We start from the raw sequence: 22460 nt of genomic DNA on the forward strand, positions 1-22460 counted from the left end.
TGGGCATAATGGATGAATCATATACTGGGATAAAATAAAAAATTAAGCAACTTCAATGGATGTTACCTTGGCAATGGTGAAGCAATCATGTGGTAAGTATTATGTACCTCATGCCATGATGAGCGGATTAATTCTTTCGCTACTCCCCCCCTATTGATAACTCTGTTTTTAAATCTGAAATTCTAATGAATATCAGTTGAATTGATCAAATCAATATAAAAGGCAAACACAAGTTCGCCCTTACATGAAGATCTATCGATTTAAATCGAAGCTAAAATAGACTTGAGCATCTCAGTTGGGTTTTCTGCCTTGGTAATTGGACGGCCAATGACCAAATGGGTTGAACCATCTTGCATTGCCTGTTTAGGTGTCACAATACGTTTCTGGTCATCTGCATTCGAACCCTCAGGACGAATACCAGGTGTTACCAATGCAAAATCTGCCCCTAACATTTTACGAAGAATTTTTGCTTCCTGTGCCGAACATACCACACCATCCAGGCCACTCTCTTGAGTGAGCTTGGCCAAGCGTTTAACTTGCTCTACAGGTTCGATATCCAAACCAATATCACGCAAATCTTCACGTCCCATTGACGTTAAAACAGTCACTGCAATCAATTGTGTTTGATAATTTCCTGCTTGCAAACGCTCAACACAGGTTTCCATCATCTTGCGACCACCAGATGCATGTACATTGACCATCCAAACACCTAGATCAGCCGCCGCACAAACCGCCTGAGCGGTGGTATTCGGAATATCATGGAATTTTAAATCCAAAAAAACTTCAAAACCCTTGTTCTTTAAGTTTTTAACAACAGATGGACCTTCATGAGTAAAAAGCTCTTTGCCTACTTTGACACGACATAGAGTAGGATCAAGTTGTTCCACAATTGTCAGAGCGTCGTATTCGCTTTTTGCATCCAAGGCAACAATGATACTCAAGAGCTTTTCTTCCCAATAAAAATAAAGCCCATATTATAATGGGCTTTTATTTTCTGTGTGAATATCCAGCACAGTTTTTTCATGTCTTGTACTTGCAGCAGCCTGAGCAGCAGCTTGTTGAGCCACCTGAATTTGTTCTTTTCTCAGATGATCAATGTCTTTACGTAAACGTTTAATTTCCCAATTGGTTTGGAAAACCCTAAATACCTGGACACCAAGAAGTAGACCAACAACAATGCCTAATGCCAATGTTAATAGAAGCAATAGACCTAAACGCATCGCAGGGACTTGGGTAAACAATAAGTTTACCTCCAACTCTGCTGGGTTCTGCAAAACCAAGGCAAGCGAATAACCAAATATAGCAATAAGTAATGCAATTAATATATAACGCATACACACCTCGAATATTATTCAGCAGATTCGTTTACCGCATCACGAAGTGCTTTACCTGGTTTAAAGTGAGGAACGGCTTTCGCCGCAACATCAACAGCCTTACCTGTTTTAGGGTTACGTCCTAAACGTGGTTCACGATGATGCAATGCAAAACTGCCAAAACCACGAATTTCGATACGATCACCATTTGAAAGCGCTTCAATCATTTGGTCAATCATGATCTTAACTGCATCTTCAACTAAAGGTTCAGCCAAGTGTGGGTTTTTAAGTGCAATCCGTTCAATCAAATCAGATTTATTAAGTGCTTCAGTAGTCATTGATGACCTCTTTAATTATTGCTACTTTTTAATGTTTTTAATAATAACCTGTTTAAATACAAAACGGTAGCGCAGTACATAAATACTACGCTACCGTTTACAGTATTTTTGTATAAAAAAGTACTTCTCTGTTACAAGAAACGTACTTTTTAACAAATTACTTCATTTGAGCTTTAATTAAGTCACCAATAGTCTTAGGACCATTGCTGTCAGCAACTTGTGTAGCAGCAGCTTGACGAGCATTGTTTACAGCTTCTTTCTCTTCAGCTTCGTCTTTCGCTTTGATAGACAAGTTGATTGAACGAGACTTGCGATCAACGTTGATGATCTTCGCTTCAACTTCCTGACCAACTTCTAGGAACTTGGTTGCATCTTCAACGCGGTCACGGTTGATTTCAGAAGCTTTAAGTGTTGCTTCGATGTCATCAGCCAATTTAACTGTAGCACCTTTCGCATCAACAGCAGTTACAGTACCTTTAACCAAGGCACCGCGCTCATTCGCAGCCAAGAAGTCATTGAATGGGTCGCTGTTCAATTGCTTGATACCAAGGCTGATACGGTTGCCTTCAGCGTCGACAGACAAGATAACCGCTTCAACTGTGTCACCTTTCTTGTAACGACGAATTGCTTCTTCGCCTTGCTCGTTCCAAGAAATGTCAGACAAGTGAACTAGACCATCGATACCGCCTGGTAAACCGATGAAGATACCGAAGTCAGTGATTGACTTAATTGTACCTGAAACTTTTTCACCTTTGTCGTGGTTCTTAGCAAACTCTTCCCATGGGTTAGCACGAGTTTGTTTGATACCAAGAGAAATACGACGACGCTCTTCGTCAACTTCAAGAACCATAACGTCAACTTCATCACCAATCTGAACAACTTTAGATGGGTGGATGTTTTTGTTAGTGTGGTCCATTTCAGAAACGTGTACTAAACCTTCAACGCCTTCAGCGATTTCTGCGAAACAGCCGTAGTCAGTTAAGTTCGTTACGCGAGCTTTAACGATAGAACCTTTAGGATAACGGTTCATGATCGCCAACCATGGATCTTCGCCTAATTGCTTAAGACCTAAAGATACGCGGTTACGCTCTTTGTCAAACTTAAGTACTTTAACAGTAACTTCTTGACCCACTTCAACCACTTCTGATGGATGCTTGATACGTTTCCAAGCCATATCTGTGATATGCAGAAGACCATCAATACCACCAAGATCAACGAATGCACCGTAATCTGTAAGGTTCTTGATTGTACCAGTAACAGTTTGACCTTCTTCAAGCTGAGCAAGCAATGCTTCACGGTCAGCTGAAGATTCAGCTTCCATTACGGCACGACGAGAAACCACAACGTTATTGCGTTTAGCATCAAGCTTGATAACCTTGAACTCCAACTCTTTACCTTCAAGGTGAGTTGTGTCGCGAATCGGACGAGTGTCAACCAAAGAACCTGGCAGGAATGCACGTACAGGACCAATGTCAACAGTGAAACCACCTTTAACCTTACCAGAGATAACACCAGTAACGATTTCGCCATCTTCAAAGATTTTCTCAAGTTTAGTCCAGGTTTCAGCACGTTTCGCTTTTTCACGTGATAAAACTGTTTGACCCATACCGTTGTCAAGCGCTTCAACAACAACATCAACTTCATCACCAACCTGAACTTCAAGTTCACGTTGTTCATTTAAAAACTCAGCACGGTCAACAACACCTTCAGATTTAAGGCCAGTGTCAACAGTTACCCAGTCAGAGTCGATACTAACAACGATACCTTTAATTACGGCACCTTTGTCAATATTAAGGGTTGATTCGCTTTCTTCAAAGAGGGCTGCAAAAGATTCGGTCATGATATACCTAAAAAATTCAACGGTCTTGGATCAGACAAGATCGGTTTAGTTAAGTTGTTACATAGCCATAAAAATCTGACCAGACCATGCTTCAACTGAAAATTCATTGAATATCTATTTATATACGACTATCGATATAATCAACCATGAGCTTAAAGACCTCATCAATGCCTATTGTAGAGCTATCAATGATATAGGCGTCTTCCGCTGGCTTGAGCGGAGCGACTTCACGCTCCATATCTCTTTTATCTCTAGCCTGTATGTTAGATAAAATGTCGCTTATTTTAGCATCAAGCCCCATACCCTGCAACTGTTTTACACGTCGCTCAGCACGCGATTCGGCTGATGCCGTAAGGTATAGCTTGGCTTGCGCTTCAGGAAAAATTGAAGTTGCCATGTCACGGCCATCGGCAACCAGTCCTGGATGCTGGATAAATGCACGTTGACGTTCAAATAATGCCTTTCTTAATTCTGGCACAGTTGCCACTTTAGAAGCATACTCACCGACCTGCTCTGTTCGAATGGTATTGGTGACATCTTTCCCCTCAAGCAACACCTGCGTAGCGGTCTCATTTGATTTAAATTCAATATCCAAATGAGTTGCATCATCAACACATTGTTCCAGCCTTGCCTCAATCTGGTCCAACAAGCCCTTTTGAAATAATGACAGCCCGAGTAAACGATATAAAGCACCAGAGTCTAAAAGATTAAATCCATAATAAGCAGCTATTTTGGCTGCCAAGGTCCCTTTGCCAGAACCACTAGGACCATCAATCGTAATAATTTGAACTGTCATTCCTGTCTCTTATGAAGCAACTGATTTTGCTAATTTTGAAAAACCTAGTGTAATCGCTGCCTTGAGTTGTGCAAGAACTAATTTACTTACAAATGGTGCTTTTGCGGTAAATTCAATCTTATAGGTCACCAAAGTGATGTAGGGTGTAATTTCCCTAAAATCAATTTGTCCCAAATGATGTTTTACCAATGGGTTGTTAATCAGCTTATATTCAATCCGCTTGTTTTCTTCCAGCAGGGTAATCTCTTCCTGTAATGGCTTAATCGGGCCAAAACCCATACGACGAATTGAGCCGATGCCATCAGGACGTTGAGGGTCAGCAGAATCCTTTACCCGCACCACCTGTAAAGGTGCAAACGCCTTGTTGTAGGTTGCATGTTTTGACAATAAATCAAAAACATCAGAGATGGGTGCATTGAATTCTTTTTGTATGGTGATTGCATTACGCATAGCTTCGCCTTTTTGATCTAACCAAAATCATGGGAGGGCCTAGTTTGCCACAACTACAAGGGCATTATGAATCATTTAAGGGCGTTTTTGACGAATGGATTTTTCTCTTTTCATCACGTCTACGCTTAAAAAACTCACTTAACTGGGATGAACACTGTGCCTGCATGCATCCCTGTTCGAAAGTGAATTTATGATTGTAATAGCCGCTTTCAAGTAGCTGTCTTGCACTGACCAACGAACCAGCTTTAGGCTCTGTTGTAGCAAACACTACTTTTTTGATACGGGCATGAATGAGTGCGCCAACACACATCGTACAAGGTTCAAGCGTCACATAAAGTGTGGCATCATCTGGCAAACGGTAATTATCTATAGCCTGACAGGCGGAACGAAGTGCCTGGATTTCAGCATGTGCAGTTGGATCAGAAAGCTTGATGGGTGCATTATAACCCGAACCAATCACCTTATTCTGGCTTACAATTACAGCCCCAACTGGAATTTCGTCCTGTGATGCGGCTAGGTTAGCCTGCTCATAAGCAAACTGCATCCAGTATTCATCGTTAAAGTTTTCTGAAATTGTGACGTCAATACTCATCGATTTTAAGCAATAACACCATATTGTCTTAATAATGCATTCCAGCTATCAATCGTAGTTACTGGAGCACAATCAGATAAAATATCTTGTAACGTAATTTTTTCGGCTGCTTTCCATTCTGGTGATAAGTCCTTATCAACTAAACGTGCACGGACACCCTCAACAAAATCTGGATGACGAATTTTCCAGTCAGAAATTTGTGATTCAAGCGCAAAAACCTCATCCCAGGCATGACCCTGCTTGCCCCATTGCCACAGCAACCATGTAATCGCAGCAGTACTTGGAGAACCTTTTTGCAGATTCTCACTTGCCTGACGTAACCAGTCACTACTTGCATCACTCAGACCAATAATCGCTTGATAGTCATACTCAAAACTTTGACCACGGCAAACACTATGGATCACATCGATTGAGTTTTGCAGAGGACCTGCCGCTACAGGACGATGTAGACTATTTAAAGTATCATCAATGGCACGGAAAGCACCCGCAGGATAGTGATTCCAATCCACATTCAAAACTTTTTGAAGAACATTATCTCGCTGTGCTTCACAAATATGAGTTGCCCAACCAATGCTAAAAGCACCAGCTGCAGTCATAATTGAACCCGTTAAACCTGTAAACAGCCCAATTTGACCACGATCTGCAAGAAAACGACTTCCCCCTACATCAGGATAGAGACCAATATTGATTTCAGGCATTGCAAGACGTGAATAAGGTGTGACTAGACGGAAAGGCGCGGCCATGAATAGTCCTAAACCACCACCCATGACATAACCTTCACCCCAAACTACGATTGGCTTAGCATAGTTATGAAGCAATAAATCAAGCGCATATTCTTGTTCAAAAAATTTATTTGCCGTATCTACTTCATTATTAATGACAAGTTGACGGAGTTTACGAACATCACCACCCGCGCAAAAGGCTTTTGGTGTGGTTGAATCAAACCAGATTGCTTTAACACTGTCATCTTCATGAAAATATTCAAATACTTTCAATAAAGCACTCACAATTGACTCATCAAGTGCATGTAAAGATTTTGGTCGGTTTAAACGAACAATACGCCAACCATTTTTAGCGTTTTCGATAATTAAATCTGGGTGATAACTATTTAAATCGGGAGAAGTCATTATGCGTCCAGTTGCCAGTCTATTGGCTCAATGCCATGTTGTTTCAAATAATGATTTGTTTTAGAAAATACTTTACAGCCAAAAAAACCACCTCGGTTTGCAGCAAGTGGTGATGGATGAGCTGCTGTTAACACTAGATGTTTATTTCGATCAATGCGCTGTCCTTTACGTTGTGCATAAGCACCCCACAAAATAAAGACCACATGCTCCCGCTGTTCATTCAACACATCAATGACAGCATCGGTAAACTCTTCCCAGCCTTGTTTTTGATGAGAAGTTGGCTGTCCTGCCGCGACGGTAAGTACGCTGTTGAGTAACAGCACACCTTGCGCCGCCCATTTACTCAGATCACCATGACGGGAAACTGGTACGCCAAGATCAGTATTCAATTCATGAAAAATATTACGCAAAGATGGAGGTAATGCAACCCCTCTTTGTACAGAAAAGCTTAGACCATTGGCTTGATTAGGGCCATGATATGGATCTTGACCCAATATCACGACCTTTACATGCTGTAACGGGGTTGTATTCAATGCATTGAAAATTTGCTTGCTAGGCGGATAAATTGTTTTTTCGGCAAGTTTTTCCTGCTGCAAAAATTCACGCAAGTTATCCATTTTTTGGCTCAGTAAAAACTCTGACAAAGAGATTTTCCAGGACTCATCCAACTGAACTTTATTTAACTTATCCTGCTGTTGTTCAGTAAATTGCATCAACATTCCCTGCAATAAATTTATTTGTTGTAAAGTAACAGACCACTCAAATATTGACTTGTAGTTCTACATTTGGATTTTGGAATTTAATTCCATTTTTCAGATTCTCATACATTTGAGGATCACTCCATTCCGCCTGTACCTGTTCTGAAAAAATAATCTGGTCTAAATTTAAGATACCCATTTGTTCGTTTTCAATATCTTCTATGAAACTTTGTGCATAACCTGTATCCGTTTCATGCACAATCACCGAATAAACCTCTACATCACCCTCACCATTTTGGGTAGTGGTTGAATGAAGCACCTGCTGTGCCAGATAAAAGAAAATCCGTGAAAATTGCTCAGCAGATGGTGAAACAGGTAACGCAATCCAGCGTGCACTAAATGTTTGACATGCGGCGATATATTCAGGGTCATCTTTTTGCCAATAGCAAATGGCATGATCAAAACTGTCAAAAAGCTCCTTAATCACACCTTTTAACAACCCAAAATCATAAACCATTTGTCCATGATCTAGCTTTGAGGCTTTTAACAGTAATTCAACTTTATAGCTGTGCCCATGAATCGAACGCTTACAACGGTCCGATGTACAGTTACGCACAATATGAGCATTTTCAAACTTAAATAATTTACGAATTAACATGCACCAAGCTGATCTTATTCTGCAAAACGAATTTTATTATAAAGCAAAAAAACCAAGCATTGTGATTGATTTTAAACCCTGTGACCATTCAATCATCCAATTTATACATTTTAGATTTACCCACTCGATTTCTATGGTGCTGGTACAACTGTATTAAATGGCGCAAGGCTTCTGGAATAGACTGTTACCTGCTTGTCTTTGCGCATCATAGCACTGCTAAACTGTCGTTTGCGTTCACTTAAAACCACTTCAATTTGAGCAGTAAAATAATTTGATTTACTGTCTAACCATGCCGCAGCATCGGTCTTGTTTTGTGGTTCTATTCCAGAAAAAGCATTCAGTTTCCATAAATCTTCAACACTATTGAAATAGGCTAATTCTGCCTGTTTGGCTTTTAATTCCTGTTCTAGCGTTTTTACATCTAATTTGGGATCAATGCTTGCCAATAATAAGGGAGCCGCCGTGTTCATATTGATTTTTGTGGCTTCTGGCAATGCGGTGACATAAGGTGCAATGAGGTCATAATTTTTTCCCTCGAACCCTCTGACCAGCTTTAACTCCTCTACCTGATGAAACCTGGTATTGGAAGCCAAATAGGATGGATCCAAACCCTGATAATAATTACTTTCTGCACCCATCGCCCCCGTAGTTTCATCATCGGCATCTTGCCAGTCAATTACGGCCTGACTCAATTCAGCAGGCAACCCGACGCGTTGCAATAATTTTTCAAACCAGCGTCTTGCAGAGTCATCCACACTGCCATCAGCTTTTAACAAATTATTTAAATTGAATTTTCCAGACTCATCCAGCAAACGACCTGAAATAAAACCATCCTCTACAGGAAAGGCTGGCATTGGTTTCGCCCAGTTTTCCTGTAAATGATCAATGCTGCTACCATTATCACTGTCCTGAATCAGCAATTCAGAGAAAAATGCCTCTGCACTTTTGGCATAAAGCAAGGATTGATCCTGACGCATCAAATAGCCTGTATTTTCAGCGGTATTGGTCTGTCGTTTGGCAATGGTTGCAGCCAGAATGGTCGCTAAGGCCACCATCACTAAAATAGTGAGTAATGCGATACCACGTTGAGATGAATAAATTTTCATGGTGGCAGCACCTGATTATTTTGGCTTGCTGACAGCTTATTAGTATTCAGTAGACTATAAATCCACTCATAATCTGTGCCTGCAACAGTCAACTGTACCTTAAACCCTAAAGGTAGTTTTTTTAATTCAGTTACATTATTCGGATCACTGATATTTTCAGGCCATTGGGTCAGTTCTTGTGGGTTGAGAACGGTAATTTTAAACTGGTCCACCCGTTCTAACAGGGTACTGGAAATCGGTTGCACCCGATTAGGGATATTGAGATTTGCATATTTTAAACGATAGACTTTCTTCTGTGCAGAATCATAGCGATATTCAATCCGTTCATAAGGCGACACACCCTGCTTTAATGGATCTGAGACACCAGCCTTACTAAACATAAAACTTCGATCATTTAACAATAAAGCCGCTTGTAATTGTCTGCCATCATTGGCCGTTAAGGGAATGATTTGTAGGCTATCCCTCAAAATTTGCTGATAAGCGTCCTGTAGTTCAAACAGGTAGGTTTCATGTTCCGCATTACGGTCTTTTACTTTTAATAAATAATCAAAGACTTTCCAGCCCAGCATTGAAAGTACCGCAAAAATTGCAATCGCAACCAACAATTCAACTAAAGTAAATGCCTGTTTATATTTCATGATGTCTTGGCTTTTGCTGGGTAGTTAAAAAACACCATGTTGGTGATCCCTGCTTCAACTTTACCTTGTTCCGCATTAAACAAGCTCACCTGCAATTCGATGCGCTGAATATTGGGACTAATGGTTGCCTGTGCTTTTTTATCAATCTGCCAGGTTTCTCCCTGTGAGGTGACTTGTTTGGACTGTGTCCCTTCCAACCATTCCTGATTCATTTCCATCATGGCCACTTCATTCATGGCAACAAATTGTGCCTTGGTCCGCAAAATCGCATTGGAGGTTGACTGTGTGTATTGCATGGCAATTTTAGTTAATGCAATCGCTGCCACAGCAAAGATAGCAAGTGCCACCATCACTTCAAGTAAGGTAAAGGCTTTAATCTTGTTCATTTATTTTACCCAGGTGATCGAGTTCCAGCTCATGGCCAATGGGTTGCTGTTCATAATAAAACTGAATACGAACAGGTTTGGCCTCGCCATTGCCAAACCAGATCAACTGGGGTGATTTACCACCTAATAAATCTTCATTTTTGGCTTTCGAATAATTCTCGCCATCTAAACTTTGAATGCTAAACGACACTTGATCAGGTAACTGGCGTGGTTTAAATTCAGGATAAGGTTGCCAAGTGCGATTAGCCTGTTGTATTTGCTCAAGGCTTTGATCATGATATTCAAATAAATTATAGCTAAAGGGTGCAACATCAGTTGCATTTTGGGTATTTAATGCCAGCACCTTGGCTTGATCAGTTGCTTCCTTATTGATTTTTTTCAAATCGAGAATAAACATTTCTCTCGCCTGCATGGCACGGCGCTGATCAACACCACCAATATTTAACACCACCAAAGATGCCATGATGGTCATAATCACAATCACCACCATAATTTCAATGAGGGTGAATGCCTGTTGTAATCGACGGGGTGATCTCATTTGCCTGACCAATTATGAAGCAGCCACTTGTTCAAGTTGTTTTGGCATCGCCAAAGCCTGCTCAATATAGGCAACGCGCAAGGTATCTCGAGAGCCCAAATAACGCTGATAAAAACTTGAGTTGAGAATCACCGCAGCGCCATAAGTCAAAGACCAGATGGAAGCCAAATAATCGCGTGTGGTCATGCTGCTATGGATATCTACCAGATAGCTTTCTGTCATACGGATAATAATCCGCAAACGTTGACGGCGAATTCTATACAATTCGCTGAATAGCAATTGAATCCCTTGCCCAGTCGTGGAGAGACGTTCTTCAATCTGGTGAAATAAGGCGGTACGTTCAGGATGATGGAGATGATGCAGCATAAAGAATGCCAGATGTTCAGGAAAAGTCTTTTCAGTATCCTGAATCATTTCCAGCAACATTTTCTCATTACGAATAATCAGCAACATATACAATTCATCTTTACTCTGAAAATGTTTGTATAAAGTTCCTTTCGCAAGATCCAGCTCAGCAGCCAGCGCATCAAGTGTCATACCTGCTTCACCATTTTCCAATAAGAGTTGTTCAGCAATCTGAAAAATCAAGACTTCTCGTGCTCTAAACTGAGCTTGGCGATCCATTTTCACGTGATAACTTTTCCTAGCGCAACAAAACCGTTTATTTCAAATTTAAAAGATTTTCAAAATTTTGGGCAGTGATCATGCCAATTTCTTCAACCGATTTATCATATACATCACTGAGTGCTTTTGCTACATACGGCACATATTTCGGTTCGTTGGTTTTACCACGATAAGGTACAGGTGCTAAATAAGGACTATCTGTTTCAATCAGTACACGGTCAAGTGGAACCTGTTTAGCGACATCTCGCAAATCCTGTGCATTTTTAAATGAGATAATGCCAGAGAATGAAATGTAGTAGCCACAGTCCAGAACAGCTTTCGCAGTTTCCCAGTCTTCGGTAAAACAATGCAATATTCCATGCGTTGACTGCTCAGTCTTTATAATATCAACCGTGTCATGCTTAGCCGAACGTGTATGTACCACCACAGGTTTCTTTATAATCTTTGAGGCCTGAATATGCCGTGCAAAACACTGCTTTTGCGCTGCAATAAAATCAGTGCTGTGATAGTAATCCAGACCAGTTTCACCCAAAGCCCAGACTTTTTCAGATTGGGCAAGCTCCACCAAATAATCTGTTGTCGCGCGTGCCATGGTCTGCTCATCCTCACATGGATGAACACCAACCGTATAGCCAACATCCACATGTCTGGACGCGATCTGTGACAATTGAATATGGTCATCCAGATCAACTGAAATTCCCATAAATTTTGACACACCCGCGAGTCTGGCCTGTGCAAGTGCCTGATCCAGATCTCCTTGATAAGGTGTCAAATCCAGCATGGTTAAATGGCAATGCGTATCAACAAACACTCTTTTTTCCTATCTATAACGCTTACATGGTGTAACTTGGGCGATCAAGGCCTTTTGAACCTGCCAGCAACTTTTCAGCCTCATTTTTATAATACACACCTTTTTCACCCATCAGTTGGATTGCAAAACCCTGTGGTTTAAAATGTGTTTGTTTATAAGAAATCCAGATCACTTTACCTGTCAACGGAATCTTCTGTGCCTGATCTGGTAAGGTTGCCAGAACAAATACCTCCTGTCCCATCTTGACCGCCTGCTTGGTTGGAACAAATAAACCGCCGCCTTGAACAAAAGGCATATAACTTGATTGCAACGTTGCTTTATCAGGAATATTGACCTGTATAATTCCACCCATCATTTGTGGTTGCATAACATTCCCCTGTTAACATAAAAACCGAACACTTTTATATCATGCTGATTAATCTAACAAATTGAACCATCTATAAAAATCAATCTAACTCAGACTTAGCAGATAAAAGATAAGTAATGAGTTAAAGCATTTACATCGTTACTTTTGATTATAGGAAACATTGCTGGAAACAACAAATAATGTTTAATAAAAACGTTCAAACCAAAGGAATTTGCTTGTTCTTTAAACAGAAGAATTTTCTTTATATTTTTTATCTATAGCTGAATACTTAATTTATCATCACACCTAAAACCATAGGAAATGAGGTTTTACAGATATTTCCTTGTGCTAGTATTTTTAGAATTTAGCTATATAATACCAAGAATTAAGCATTCATTAATTGTATGAACAGCTTATCAAGCACCAATTGCGTCTGAACATTTTGCTCCACCATCAATTTCTTCTGCTGTAGATCTGAATAAATTGAAAACAGGCATTCCAAGTCATAGCATTGAATAATTTCATTAAAATTCAGATCGTCATTCTTGATTGACTGATTTAATTTTAAAGCAATGACATCAGCCAAAAGATATTCAAACATCATCAGAAATTCTGAAAAATTTAATTCCTTAGACCACTTGTTGGCGTAGTACAAAGGCATATTCTTTTCAGATACCAGCTTCAACCAGTCATTTAAAAATGTAGCCCGTTTCTCTAGCCAGTGACTCTGTTGAATCTCGATTGCCTTTAACGGCATATCATTGCCAAGATTCAACAACAGGGAAGTTTGCTTAGCTGTTAAATCTGGAATTTGCTGTTGCACAAAAGTCTGTGACTCTTGAGGGGTTAGACGATCCAAGGCGAAATGTTGTAGACGACTGCGGATGGTTGCGGGTAGTTTCAAGTAATGATCGGCAACTAAAATCAGTACCACACGCTCACCTGGTTCTTCTAAAGTCTTGAGCAATGCATTGGAAGAGGCAATATTCAGTGCTTCCGCTGGCTCAATCAGCACCACACGCCAGCCTTCGCCTGTCTGCTGCACGAAAGGCAATAAGTCACGGATTTTTTCAATCTTTATTTTTGCATTTTGCTTTTTATTGTCTTCGTCTGTGGTGATATGCACATAATTGGGATGGGTGTCAGATTTCAGCCATTGGCAGCTAGAACACTCACCACATGCCGCCTCAGCCTGTTTATTCAGACAAAGTACCCATGCAACAAACCGTTCGGCAAACTCCTGCTTGGCACAGCCTTGTTTACCATAAAACAGTAAACCATGACCAAGCTCAGGAAAGCGCGTGGTGAGCAAAGACCATGTTTGCTCATGCCAGGGATAAATCATGGTTTGTTTCATATCACTCAATACTATTCAAATAAACTAACAGGCATCGCATTTAAACGGTCTAAATCCGTTTGTGTATCTACCCCAGGAGGTAAATTCGCTTCTGCAACAGCAATGGCAATACGGTGGCCGTTTTCCAGTACACGCAATTGCTCAAGGCTTTCCAGTTTTTCCAGATTTCCCTGTTCCCAAGTGACATATTCTTGTAGCAATTTGACACGGTAAGCATATAAACCCAGATGGCGGAATGCCTGATTATGCAAGGTAGGCGGTGACTGTTTTACTCCATCACGATCATACGGAATGGTGGCACGACTAAAATACAATGCTTCATTGCGATTGCTCATCACCACTTTCACAATGCTGTCACGTTGAAATTCTTCCAACTGATGAATAGGCTCACATAAAGTAGACATTGAACATCGTGGTTGGTTAACCAGAAGTTGCGTTACCTGCTGTACCAACTGTGCTGGAAGCAAAGGCTCATCACCCTGAACATTGACAATAATGTCATCGGCAGACCAGCCTTTTAGACGTGCCACCTCACTTAACCGATCTGTACCTGATGGATGATCAGCACGGGTCAACACCACATCCACTCCCTCAGCTCGACACACTTCGGCAATACGCTCGTCATCCGTTGCCACACACAAATCATCAAAGCCCTGTACTTTTTTGGCTTGATCAACTACGCGCAAAATCATTGGGCGACCATGAATAAGCAATAAAGGCTTGCCTGGTAAACGAGAACTGGCAAAACGCGCAGGAATAACGATGTGTTTCATAGTTGCCCTCTAAGAAAATTGAATCCCGACTTGCTGTAACTGTTGCCGCAGCAAGTCATAACAATCTGATGATAAAACTGCCTCAACAGGCACCACCCAAATGGGAATGTTAAATTCAGGATGTTGCTTTAATAATGTCTTGAACTTAACCGCATCTTTTTCAGTCGTGATAATTACATCATGATGATCAAATGTTAAATCAGCAATTTCATAATCATGATGATCTGGAAACTCATGTGCCTGATATTGGTTAACACCGAGCTTATTCAGTGTTTGATAAAAACGCTGCGGAAAGCCAATCCCCACCACAGCATTAAAATACTGCTTGGCATCAAAAGTGTTTGTGCTTGAATTGGGATTAAGCAAATAAGGTTGGCCAATCTCTAAATGCATATTTCGCTGAGCTCGTGCAATTTTAGTATGTTCAATGACCGTACTTCTATTTAAGCGTGATTTAGGCTCACGCAGATAACCTTCAGGTAATAACTTTTCATTGCCCAAACCACGGTTTTGATCCAGCACAATCCATTCAAGCTGACGTGCCAAAGCCCAATGCTGCAAACCATCATCACTCATAATCAGGTCAATCGCGGTAGATTTTAATAACAGTTCAATCGCTGCCTGACGGTTTGGACCAACCGCCATGGGAACATGGGTTGCCTGTACAATCAGACAAGGTTCATCACCCACTTGATCAGGTTCAGAGGTTGTGGTCACCAGCGCAGGAAAATCTCCCTTACCGCCATAACCACGGCTAATCACTCCAACACGAATATTGTGTTGTTGAAGATACTTGACCAGTTGAATCAACAACGGCGTTTTGCCACTTCCCCCAACCGTGATATTACCAATCACCATCACAGGCACAGGTGCGGTATATACTTTCTTGATTCCAGTTCTATACAAGCCCTGATTCAGGCAAAAACCAAAACGGTACAACCATGACAATGGACGCAACAACACTAACCATGCTGCCTGTTTATTCCAGGCATCCTGAATGGTTTGCGCCATAGACATGTTTAGTGTTCCTCAAAATTGCGTTGATGCAATTGATAATACATGCCATGTTTTGCGAGCAATTCGGTATGTGTGCCTTGTTCAATGATCTGCCCTTTGTCCATCACCACAATCACATCAGCATTTTCAATGGTCGATAAACGATGCGCAATCACAATGGTAGTACGACCTTGCATCGCCTCATCAAAAGCCTGTTGAATAAAATATTCAGACTCATTATCCAGCGCACTGGTTGCCTCATCAAGAATCAGGATTGGAGAATCTTTGAGAATCGCTCTTGCAATGGCAATACGCTGACGTTGACCACCAGAAAGGCTCAAGCCCTGCGCACCGAGAACAGTGTCATAACCCTGTGGCAAGTTCATGATAAAGTCATGTGCATAAGCCGCTTTTGCCGCCGCAATCACTTTCTCGTCACTTGCATCCTGTAATTGACCATAGGCAATATTGTCACGGACTGAACGATTAAACAGAATCACCTGTTGATTGACCATTGCAATCTGTGATCTCAGGCAAGACAATTCAATGTCCTGAACAGGCACACCATCAAACTTCAGTTGCCCACCGCTTAACTCCTGAAAGCGTGGCAGCATATTCACCAATGAGGTTTTACCCGCACCTGAACGTCCCACCAATGCAACTGTCTGTCCAGAATGAATCTTTAAAGAAAAATCCTTAATCGCATGCGTACCGTCTTCATAACATAAATCTGCATGTTCAAACTGGATATTGCCTTTCAGCACAGGTGTGAGTTGCCCCTTATTCTGTTCTTCAGGCAAATCTAGCAGTTCAAATACAGAGTGTGCTGCTGCCAAACCACGCTGTAATTTTTCATTAATATCCGTCAGGTTCTTCACAGGTTTTGAGATTAAACCTGCTGCTGCAATATAGGCAACAAATTCACCAGCCGAAGTATCACCCAAAACTTGTGGACGTAGTGCAATCCATAAAATCACTGCGATTGCACAAGAGAGAATCAACTGGATAATCGGGCTGTTAATATTTTGCACCACCACCATTTTTAAGCCACGGCGAAGATTCTCTTGTGACGATTTATAAAAACGCTGCTGTTCAAATGCTTCACCTGTAAAGCTTTTGACGACACTATTGCCATTGATGGTTTCCTGTACCACATGGTTGACATCACCCATGGTATTTTGTACCTGAATCGACAGCTTACGCATTTTTTTCGAGGCAATACGCACCAAGATGCCAATCACTGGTATAAAGACAATAAAACATAGTGTTAAACGCCAATTGGTATACAGTAAATAGCTCAACAATCCAATAACAATCAAACCGTCTTTAATCAGGGTTTTCAAAGACTCTGATGATGCGGCTGAAAGCTGTTCAACGTTATACATTAACTTGGCAGTAATATGGCCAGAGCTATGATCAAGATAATATTGTGCAGGGAGCCTTAATAATTTGGCGTAAACTTCCTGACGAATACCAAAGACCAACTGACGTGAAATAACAGCGGTAAAATATCCACCTAAAAACAATCCAACACCGCGAAAAAACATCAATAACACAATTAAAACAGGAAACCAGTTCAGATTCTCTCGATCACCATTTTGAATGGCATCGATGATATATTTCATCAGCTTGGCGACTGAGACTTCTGTTGTGGCATTAATCGCAAAACCGATCAATATAAATAAGGCAATGCCCCAATAAGATTTTAAATATGAGATGAGGCGCAAATAAACCTTAAAATCCTGATTCACTCAGTAAAACCTCTAGTCGGAACTTTAGTGCTGATATTGACATTAACAAAGCCAAGCTGACCTGCCACGTCCATCACACGAATCACGTCCTGATGGGTTGCTTTGGCATCCGCCGCAATAATAAACATCAAATCACGCCGATCCTGTGCAGCCTGCTTGATTGCGGTACTTAAATCCGCAATATCCTTGGTTGATAATGCTTGACCATTCACAGAATAATGCCCCGTTGAGTCTACCATGATTTCAATTTTCTGATCGAACTGTTTTGGTGGCACACCCTGTGCATCGGGCAAAGTCAGATTGATACGGCTTTGCTGGCTGAATGTTGTGGACAATAGCAAGAACACCAGAATGAACAACAGACAGTCAATCATGGGTGTCAGGTTGATATGAATATCTTCAACTTGAGAACGTTTAAATTTCATAATGTCACCTATGCTCAGCTTGCATGGCGATGTTCTTGCACATGAGGTGCTTTTTTGTAGAAAAGTGCAGCATGAAATAATGTTGATTGTTGTTCTAACTCAGCAATATATTCATGTACTACACGTTGAAAATAACGGTAGGCAATCATGGCAGGGATCGCTATCAGCATACCTACAGCCGTAGTAATCAATGCTTTAGAGATACCCGGCATCATCATACTTGCATTTCCAGCAGAACCGATATCAATCACTAAAAACGATTCAATAATACCGAGTACGGTTCCCAACAAACCAAGCAAGGGTGCAATGGCACTTAAAGTACCCAGAAAATTGATATTTTTTTCCAGATGGCTGATTTCCCGTGAAGCGGTTGCCTCCATCTGCGCACGCGCAAACTGCTCGCCCTGGTCACGATGTTCATATCCTGCCTTAAGAATACGACCCAAAGGACTTTTTGCGGCAGCATCCTGCTCTAGTTGTGAAATGACAGATTCAGCATCCGAACCATTGACCAATAATATCTGTGGCAGCACCTGTGCCCGTTTTAACCGAATATAGCGTTCAATTGAAATTGCAACCGTAAAAATTGATGAGAGAATAAGCGGTAGCATTAACCAACCACCCGCTTTCACAAGTTCCCACATATTATTCCCCAATAATATTTAAAATATAAAAGGACGCACCTTGAATATTAGTTAGGTAAACAAATATTTAAAATTCCATCCAACTCATCCAATGAGTGGTAATGAATGACCATTTTTCCTTTACCTTTTTGGTTATGGTCAATTTTCACATTTGCCCCAAAACGTTCCGACAGTTTTTGAGTCAATTGTTCAATATCAGGAGAAACCTGTACCTTTTCCTTTTCAGGCTTTGGTTCACACCACTCACGTACCAGTTGTTCAGTCTGACGCACTGACAGGGCTTTTTCAATCACGATTTGCGCCACGTCAATCTGGTCTTTGGCTTTCAGGGTGAGAATGGCACGGGCATGTCCCATATCAATCTGCCCCTGTTGCATCAGGTCCTTAATTGGGTCAGCCAGACTGAGTAAGCGTAATAAGTTACTCACTGTGGTACGGGCTTTACCCACAGTATCGGCTATTTCCTGATGACTTAAACCAAATTCATCATGAAAACGTTGCAAAGCAACTGCCTGATCAATTGGATTGAGGTCCTGACGCTGAATATTTTCAATCAGTGCCAATGCAATTGCGACCTGATCGTTCAGTTCACGAACAATGGCAGGGATTTGAGTTAAACCCGCTAACTGCGCTGCACGCCAACGACGTTCACCCGCAATGATTTCGTAAGGGTGCTGTTCATCGTCAACAGGACGAATCACGATTGGCTGCATCACCCCATGCTTCTCGATGGATGACGCAAGTTCCTGTAAATCCTGTTCCTGAATAAAACGGCGTGGCTGATATTCGCCACGTTTTAATAAGTTGACATCAATCTGCTTGAGTTCACCATGATCCAGGGCTTGTGCTTCGAGTTGCAGTTTTTCTTTTTGAATTGAACCCAATAGCGCATCTAAACCACGACCTTTAGCCAATCCGCGTTTTTTGATGCTCATACAGCACTTCCTTTTTTCACTTTACTTTTCTTCAACATTTCTGCGGCAAGGTTTAAATAGGCAACCGCACCTTTTGAACTTTTTTCGAAATAGATCACTGGCAAACCATGTGCTGGCGCTTCAGCCAAACGAATATTTCGAGGAATCACCGTATCATACAATTTTTTACCAAAATACTGCTCCAACTCTGCCGACACATCACGAGTCAGGGCATTACGGGCATCATACATGGTACGCAACACCCCAATGATTTCCAAGTTTGGATTGAGGGCTTTTTGTATACGGTCAATAGTCTGGGTCAAGTCAGCCAGACCTTCCAAAGCATAATATTCACACTGCATTGGAATAATCACACCATCAACCGCTGCCAAGGCATTCACAGTGATGAGGCTCAAACTTGGGGCACAATCCACAATGATATAGTCAAATGAGGACGCGACTTCCTGCAAGGCATTTTTCAGGATAAATTCACGCCCATCCTGCTCCGCAATAACAAGCTCCACCCCTGCAAGCTCACGGTTTGCACCCAAGACCTTATAACCCACCTCAGCCTTTTGAATGGCTGTTTCAATGGGCACTTCGCCCAACAGCACATCCGTCACTGAATAAAGCAAGTCATTCTTTTGAACGCCAGACCCCATAGTGGCATTACCCTGTGAATCCATATCGACCAGCAGGACACGTTTTTTCAAAATTGCCAAAGATGCGGCAAGATTCACTGCGGTCGTGGTTTTCCCTACACCACCTTTCTGGTTTGCAATTGCAATAATTTGAGCCATGACTACCCTTAATATTTTTTATTGAATACGTTGAAGTAACAGTAAATGACGTTGTTCATCTAATCTTGGTACACGAAGTTCGATCACCGTACATGAATATTGATCTTTGATTTGCTCAACTTCGTCGGTTGGAATTAAGCCTTTCATTGCGGCAATAATGCTCTGTTTATGCATATAAGGTTGTGCAGCATCGACAAAGTCAGTCAGAGAGGCAAAGGCCCGACTTGTAATGACATCGAAATGACCAAGCTCGTTAATACTGTCTTCGTTTTCTACACGTGTTTGCACTGCAATTACATTTTTAAGCTTTAGATCAGCAATAAACTGCTTTAAAAAACGAATCTTTTTCCCATTGGAATCCAGAAGCACACAAGAACGCTCTGGCTGACATAACGCAATGATCATGCCTGGCATGCCACCACCCGTTCCCACATCCAGCAAACGGCCCTGGGGTAAATCATTCAGGATACTTAGGCTATCCAGTAAATGTTTCACCAGCATTTCTTTAGGATCACGAATAGCGGTCAGGTTATATGCTTTATTCCATAGCACCAAAGCATCTTGATATTTCAATAAGAGTGTTAAGGCCTCATCACTCAGGTTTAAACCCAAAGCCTGGCTACCTTGCTTTAATTCTTGAAAAAAAGGATGCATAGCGGTGTAACATCTCGATAAACTTGCCGTGCAGTATACCGATTTCTGATGCAAGGCACAGTAGGACTTGTTGAACGATTATGCAGTTAAACAGTGGCAAACATGATAAACTGCACAATCCTGTAGGCTTTTGTCTTTTTCCATACAAATCAAATAAAGACAATGACCTACTACGAAAACTTATTTTGCTTAATTTGTTGATCTAGCTGCTCCAAACGTTCAGGTGTGCCAACATCCACCCAAATCCCTTGTAATTTTTCAGCCGAAACCTGCTGTTGCTGCATTGCCTGTTTTAACAATGGCGCCAAAGGTCGCTTGCCATTTTCCAGACCAGCAAACATCCGCGGATGAAGCACGGCAATACCGCTATAAGTTAATGCTTCGCCCAACTGCTCCTGTTCAAAGGTATAAGCCAGCCCGTTAGAAAGGATAAAATCACCCTTTAAATGTTGTGGGGGATTTTCCACCAAGACCAAATGTGCCTGCTGCTCACCTAACTGAACATCTAATAATGAAGCAAAATCCATGGTGGTCCAGACATCTCCATTTACCAGAATGAATGGCTCATCACCCAACAATGGCAAGGCATTGATGATTCCACCTGCGGTTTCAAGACCCTCACCCTCATGTGACCATAGGATTTTGACACCGAATTGAGAACCATCACCCAGCGCATTCGCCAGTTTTTCGCCTAGCCATGCGGTATTGATGACGATCTCAGTCACACCAATCTTTTGCAACTTTTCAATATGCCAAACTATCAGCGGTTTTCCACCCACTTCAAGCAAAGGTTTAGGAGTATGTAGGGTTAGCGGACGCATGCGATTCCCTAGCCCTGCAGCAAGAATCATCGCTTTCATTATGCAACCACCTCATAGCTACCATATTTTGCAGTAAATTTAGGCATGACCACATCACGAATAAACTGCATAAAGTCATTCAATTCGTCGTAGCCCTGACTTTCTTCAAGCAAATACCACATCACACGCGGTAAATCTTTTAAATAACCCGATTTACCATCACGCTCAAACAATCGCACGAAGATACCCAAAATCTTAAGGTGACGTTGAATCGCCATTAAATCAGCATCACGCTTGAACTGTTCAAAACTACGGTTTTCTTTTGCAGTTTCAGGCAACAGGTCATAGAACACTTTAAACCAATTATAGACACGTTCAGTATTCCATTGCACATAAGCATCACGGGTAATCGAGATCAGATCATAGGTATCTGCACCAATCACTGCATCCTGAAAGTCAATCACACCAAGCTCTTGCTCATTGTCGATTTTCATGAGGTTACGGCTATGAAAATCACGATGCACGATGACTTGTGGCTGATGCGTTGCTTCAATCGCAAGGAAGTCGAATGCCTGCTCAATGGTTTCAAGCTGCTGCTCTGTAGGCTGAATATTCAAGGATGGTAACATCCATTCAGTCAATAGACGCATTTCTGTCATCAGCTTTTCATAAGAATAGGCAGGTAAATGATTTTTTCCATCAATCTGCTGCAACTCAATCAACTGTTTAAAGCTTTGTGCATAGTATTGGTCAACAGTTTCGTCATTCAATAAAGTGGACAACACCACATCACCAAAATCTTCAAGCAGTAACAAACCCTGGGTTAAATCCTTGGCGACGATATGTGGCACACGAACCCCATGTCCATCAAAGAACTCATCAATACTCACAAATGGAATACAGTCTTCTTTTTCAGGTGGCGCATCCATGAGCATATAGGTTTTGTTTTGTAACTTGATTCGCGCATAACGTCGAAAGCTTGCATCTCCTGCCAAAAAACTGATCTCAAATTGATCGGACTGAAGAACGGCTTGAAGCCAAGTTTGTATCAATTGTTCACGTTGTGTATTCATTTGCAATAAAAT

At 41.4% G+C, this 22460-nt stretch carries 28 protein-coding genes and 1 pseudogene; 1 reads left to right on the forward strand and 28 read right to left on the reverse strand.

Annotated elements, in window-relative coordinates; all coding sequences use genetic code 11:
• Positions 1–46: 46 nt before the first annotated feature.
• Positions 47–186 (forward strand): annotated as a pseudogene (locus F988_RS14565) (LysO family transporter); the annotation flags it as partial.
• 74 nt (positions 187–260) lie between these two features.
• Here F988_RS14565 and pyrF read toward each other — a convergent pair.
• The 28 genes from pyrF to F988_RS07395 form a co-directional block, all read right to left on the reverse strand.
• On the reverse strand, positions 261–941 hold the full coding sequence (pyrF, locus tag F988_RS07260) for an orotidine-5'-phosphate decarboxylase (RefSeq protein WP_004682213.1): 681 nt from the start codon (positions 939–941) through the stop codon (positions 261–263).
• A gap of 33 nt (positions 942–974) precedes the next feature.
• Positions 975–1334: a lipopolysaccharide assembly protein LapA domain-containing protein gene (locus tag F988_RS07265; protein WP_004679472.1), complete on the reverse strand. Its 360-nt coding sequence runs from the start codon at positions 1332–1334 to the stop codon at positions 975–977.
• Between the two features lie 14 nt (positions 1335–1348).
• Positions 1349–1651, reverse strand: a complete 303-nt coding sequence (locus tag F988_RS07270) for an integration host factor subunit beta (protein WP_004679473.1) — start codon at positions 1649–1651, stop codon at positions 1349–1351.
• Between the two features lie 157 nt (positions 1652–1808).
• Complete coding sequence (rpsA, locus tag F988_RS07275; RefSeq protein ID WP_004679476.1) at positions 1809–3491, reverse strand: 30S ribosomal protein S1; 1683 nt, start codon at positions 3489–3491, stop codon at positions 1809–1811.
• A gap of 118 nt (positions 3492–3609) precedes the next feature.
• Positions 3610–4287, reverse strand: coding sequence for a (d)CMP kinase (gene cmk, locus F988_RS07280; protein WP_004679477.1), 678 nt, complete (start codon positions 4285–4287; stop codon positions 3610–3612).
• A gap of 9 nt (positions 4288–4296) precedes the next feature.
• Entirely contained in the window at positions 4297–4737 is a 441-nt protein-coding gene (locus F988_RS07285; RefSeq protein WP_004679478.1) for an SRPBCC family protein, read from the reverse strand.
• Positions 4738–4801: 64 nt separating this feature from the next.
• On the reverse strand, positions 4802–5329 hold the full coding sequence (tadA, locus tag F988_RS07290; protein WP_004679479.1) for a tRNA adenosine(34) deaminase TadA: 528 nt from the start codon (positions 5327–5329) through the stop codon (positions 4802–4804).
• 5 nt (positions 5330–5334) lie between these two features.
• A complete protein-coding gene (locus tag F988_RS07295; RefSeq protein WP_171055705.1) occupies positions 5335–6459 on the reverse strand; it encodes an enoyl-CoA hydratase/isomerase family protein in 1125 nt (374 codons plus the stop codon).
• Positions 6456–7169, reverse strand: coding sequence for a uracil-DNA glycosylase (gene ung, locus F988_RS07300; RefSeq protein ID WP_004682217.1), 714 nt, complete (start codon positions 7167–7169; stop codon positions 6456–6458). The genes F988_RS07295 and ung overlap by 4 nt, the downstream gene beginning before the upstream one ends.
• Before the next feature lie 46 nt (positions 7170–7215).
• On the reverse strand, positions 7216–7812 hold the full coding sequence (locus tag F988_RS07305) for a 6-pyruvoyl trahydropterin synthase family protein (protein ID WP_004682219.1): 597 nt from the start codon (positions 7810–7812) through the stop codon (positions 7216–7218).
• A 131-nt stretch (positions 7813–7943) separates the two neighbouring features.
• Positions 7944–8918 carry a type II secretion system minor pseudopilin GspK gene (gspK, locus tag F988_RS07310; protein WP_004682220.1) on the reverse strand — a complete coding sequence of 325 codons (975 nt, stop codon included), beginning with the start codon at positions 8916–8918 and terminating at the stop codon, positions 7944–7946.
• Positions 8915–9556: a type II secretion system minor pseudopilin GspJ gene (gspJ, locus tag F988_RS07315; RefSeq protein WP_004682223.1), complete on the reverse strand. Its 642-nt coding sequence runs from the start codon at positions 9554–9556 to the stop codon at positions 8915–8917. Before gspJ ends, gspK begins: the two co-directional genes overlap by 4 nt.
• Positions 9553–9942: a type II secretion system minor pseudopilin GspI gene (gspI, locus tag F988_RS07320; protein WP_004682226.1), complete on the reverse strand. Its 390-nt coding sequence runs from the start codon at positions 9940–9942 to the stop codon at positions 9553–9555. Before gspI ends, gspJ begins: the two co-directional genes overlap by 4 nt.
• Positions 9929–10480: a pilus assembly FimT family protein gene (locus F988_RS07325; RefSeq protein ID WP_004682228.1), complete on the reverse strand. Its 552-nt coding sequence runs from the start codon at positions 10478–10480 to the stop codon at positions 9929–9931. Before F988_RS07325 ends, gspI begins: the two co-directional genes overlap by 14 nt.
• A 12-nt stretch (positions 10481–10492) precedes the next feature.
• Positions 10493–11104, reverse strand: a complete 612-nt coding sequence (locus F988_RS07330; RefSeq protein ID WP_004679489.1) for a TetR/AcrR family transcriptional regulator — start codon at positions 11102–11104, stop codon at positions 10493–10495.
• Between the two features lie 37 nt (positions 11105–11141).
• A complete protein-coding gene (locus F988_RS07335) occupies positions 11142–11915 on the reverse strand; it encodes a TatD family hydrolase (RefSeq protein ID WP_004682231.1) in 774 nt (257 codons plus the stop codon).
• 22 nt (positions 11916–11937) lie between these two features.
• Complete coding sequence (locus tag F988_RS07340) at positions 11938–12282, reverse strand: PilZ domain-containing protein (protein ID WP_004682232.1); 345 nt, start codon at positions 12280–12282, stop codon at positions 11938–11940.
• Between the two features lie 364 nt (positions 12283–12646).
• Positions 12647–13618: a DNA polymerase III subunit delta' gene (locus tag F988_RS07345; protein ID WP_004682233.1), complete on the reverse strand. Its 972-nt coding sequence runs from the start codon at positions 13616–13618 to the stop codon at positions 12647–12649.
• Between the two features lie 11 nt (positions 13619–13629).
• The gene (kdsB, locus tag F988_RS07350; RefSeq protein ID WP_004682234.1) at positions 13630–14391 is read right to left on the reverse strand and encodes a 3-deoxy-manno-octulosonate cytidylyltransferase; all 762 of its coding nucleotides are present in this window, start codon (positions 14389–14391) and stop codon (positions 13630–13632) included.
• Positions 14392–14400: 9 nt separating this feature from the next.
• On the reverse strand, positions 14401–15408 hold the full coding sequence (gene lpxK, locus F988_RS07355; protein ID WP_004682236.1) for a tetraacyldisaccharide 4'-kinase: 1008 nt from the start codon (positions 15406–15408) through the stop codon (positions 14401–14403).
• 2 nt (positions 15409–15410) lie between these two features.
• Complete coding sequence (msbA, locus tag F988_RS07360; protein WP_004682239.1) at positions 15411–17138, reverse strand: lipid A export permease/ATP-binding protein MsbA; 1728 nt, start codon at positions 17136–17138, stop codon at positions 15411–15413.
• Entirely contained in the window at positions 17135–17563 is a 429-nt protein-coding gene (locus F988_RS07365; RefSeq protein WP_004682240.1) for an ExbD/TolR family protein, read from the reverse strand. Before F988_RS07365 ends, msbA begins: the two co-directional genes overlap by 4 nt.
• Positions 17564–17577: 14 nt before the next feature.
• Positions 17578–18207 (reverse strand): MotA/TolQ/ExbB proton channel family protein, encoded by a 630-nt coding sequence (locus F988_RS07370; RefSeq protein WP_004682243.1) that lies wholly within the window; start codon positions 18205–18207, stop codon positions 17578–17580.
• Between the two features lie 47 nt (positions 18208–18254).
• Complete coding sequence (locus F988_RS07375; RefSeq protein ID WP_004682244.1) at positions 18255–19142, reverse strand: ParB/RepB/Spo0J family partition protein; 888 nt, start codon at positions 19140–19142, stop codon at positions 18255–18257.
• The gene (locus F988_RS07380; RefSeq protein WP_004679507.1) at positions 19139–19921 is read right to left on the reverse strand and encodes a ParA family protein; all 783 of its coding nucleotides are present in this window, start codon (positions 19919–19921) and stop codon (positions 19139–19141) included. Before F988_RS07380 ends, F988_RS07375 begins: the two co-directional genes overlap by 4 nt.
• A gap of 18 nt (positions 19922–19939) precedes the next feature.
• On the reverse strand, positions 19940–20575 hold the full coding sequence (gene rsmG, locus F988_RS07385; protein WP_004679509.1) for a 16S rRNA (guanine(527)-N(7))-methyltransferase RsmG: 636 nt from the start codon (positions 20573–20575) through the stop codon (positions 19940–19942).
• 170 nt (positions 20576–20745) lie between these two features.
• Positions 20746–21435 (reverse strand): N-acetylmuramate alpha-1-phosphate uridylyltransferase MurU, encoded by a 690-nt coding sequence (gene murU, locus F988_RS07390; RefSeq protein ID WP_004679510.1) that lies wholly within the window; start codon positions 21433–21435, stop codon positions 20746–20748.
• Positions 21435–22448 carry an aminoglycoside phosphotransferase family protein gene (locus F988_RS07395; RefSeq protein ID WP_004682246.1) on the reverse strand — a complete coding sequence of 338 codons (1014 nt, stop codon included), beginning with the start codon at positions 22446–22448 and terminating at the stop codon, positions 21435–21437. Before F988_RS07395 ends, murU begins: the two co-directional genes overlap by 1 nt.
• Between the last annotated feature and the right edge of the window lie 12 nt (positions 22449–22460).

This window comes from Acinetobacter parvus DSM 16617 = CIP 108168, from assembly GCF_000368025.1.
GTDB lineage: Bacteria > Pseudomonadota > Gammaproteobacteria > Pseudomonadales > Moraxellaceae > Acinetobacter > Acinetobacter parvus.

Coding starts and splice junctions, on each gene's coding strand:
- rpsA (WP_004679476.1), bottom strand. CDS start 3,491: ATGACCGAATCTTTTGCAGCCCTCTTTGAAGAAAGCGAATCAACCCTT.
- murU (WP_004679510.1), bottom strand. CDS start 21,435: ATGAAAGCGATGATTCTTGCTGCAGGGCTAGGGAATCGCATGCGTCCG.
- F988_RS07370 (WP_004682243.1), bottom strand. CDS start 18,207: ATGTGGGAACTTGTGAAAGCGGGTGGTTGGTTAATGCTACCGCTTATT.
- tadA (WP_004679479.1), bottom strand. CDS start 5,329: ATGAGTATTGACGTCACAATTTCAGAAAACTTTAACGATGAATACTGG.
- lpxK (WP_004682236.1), bottom strand. CDS start 15,408: ATGTCTATGGCGCAAACCATTCAGGATGCCTGGAATAAACAGGCAGCA.
- gspI (WP_004682226.1), bottom strand. CDS start 9,942: ATGAACAAGATTAAAGCCTTTACCTTACTTGAAGTGATGGTGGCACTT.
- F988_RS07330 (WP_004679489.1), bottom strand. CDS start 11,104: ATGGATCGCCAAGCTCAGTTTAGAGCACGAGAAGTCTTGATTTTTCAG.
- gspK (WP_004682220.1), bottom strand. CDS start 8,918: ATGAAAATTTATTCATCTCAACGTGGTATCGCATTACTCACTATTTTA.
- F988_RS07285 (WP_004679478.1), bottom strand. CDS start 4,737: ATGCGTAATGCAATCACCATACAAAAAGAATTCAATGCACCCATCTCT.
- F988_RS07325 (WP_004682228.1), bottom strand. CDS start 10,480: ATGAGATCACCCCGTCGATTACAACAGGCATTCACCCTCATTGAAATT.
- rsmG (WP_004679509.1), bottom strand. CDS start 20,575: ATGCATCCTTTTTTTCAAGAATTAAAGCAAGGTAGCCAGGCTTTGGGT.
- F988_RS07305 (WP_004682219.1), bottom strand. CDS start 7,812: ATGTTAATTCGTAAATTATTTAAGTTTGAAAATGCTCATATTGTGCGT.
- ung (WP_004682217.1), bottom strand. CDS start 7,169: ATGCAATTTACTGAACAACAGCAGGATAAGTTAAATAAAGTTCAGTTG.
- F988_RS07265 (WP_004679472.1), bottom strand. CDS start 1,334: ATGCGTTATATATTAATTGCATTACTTATTGCTATATTTGGTTATTCG.
- F988_RS07395 (WP_004682246.1), bottom strand. CDS start 22,448: ATGAATACACAACGTGAACAATTGATACAAACTTGGCTTCAAGCCGTT.
- kdsB (WP_004682234.1), bottom strand. CDS start 14,391: ATGAAACACATCGTTATTCCTGCGCGTTTTGCCAGTTCTCGTTTACCA.
- F988_RS07375 (WP_004682244.1), bottom strand. CDS start 19,142: ATGAGCATCAAAAAACGCGGATTGGCTAAAGGTCGTGGTTTAGATGCG.
- F988_RS07365 (WP_004682240.1), bottom strand. CDS start 17,563: ATGAAATTTAAACGTTCTCAAGTTGAAGATATTCATATCAACCTGACA.
- cmk (WP_004679477.1), bottom strand. CDS start 4,287: ATGACAGTTCAAATTATTACGATTGATGGTCCTAGTGGTTCTGGCAAA.
- F988_RS07270 (WP_004679473.1), bottom strand. CDS start 1,651: ATGACTACTGAAGCACTTAATAAATCTGATTTGATTGAACGGATTGCA.
- F988_RS07345 (WP_004682233.1), bottom strand. CDS start 13,618: ATGAAACAAACCATGATTTATCCCTGGCATGAGCAAACATGGTCTTTG.
- gspJ (WP_004682223.1), bottom strand. CDS start 9,556: ATGAAATATAAACAGGCATTTACTTTAGTTGAATTGTTGGTTGCGATT.
- F988_RS07340 (WP_004682232.1), bottom strand. CDS start 12,282: ATGCAACCACAAATGATGGGTGGAATTATACAGGTCAATATTCCTGAT.
- F988_RS07380 (WP_004679507.1), bottom strand. CDS start 19,921: ATGGCTCAAATTATTGCAATTGCAAACCAGAAAGGTGGTGTAGGGAAA.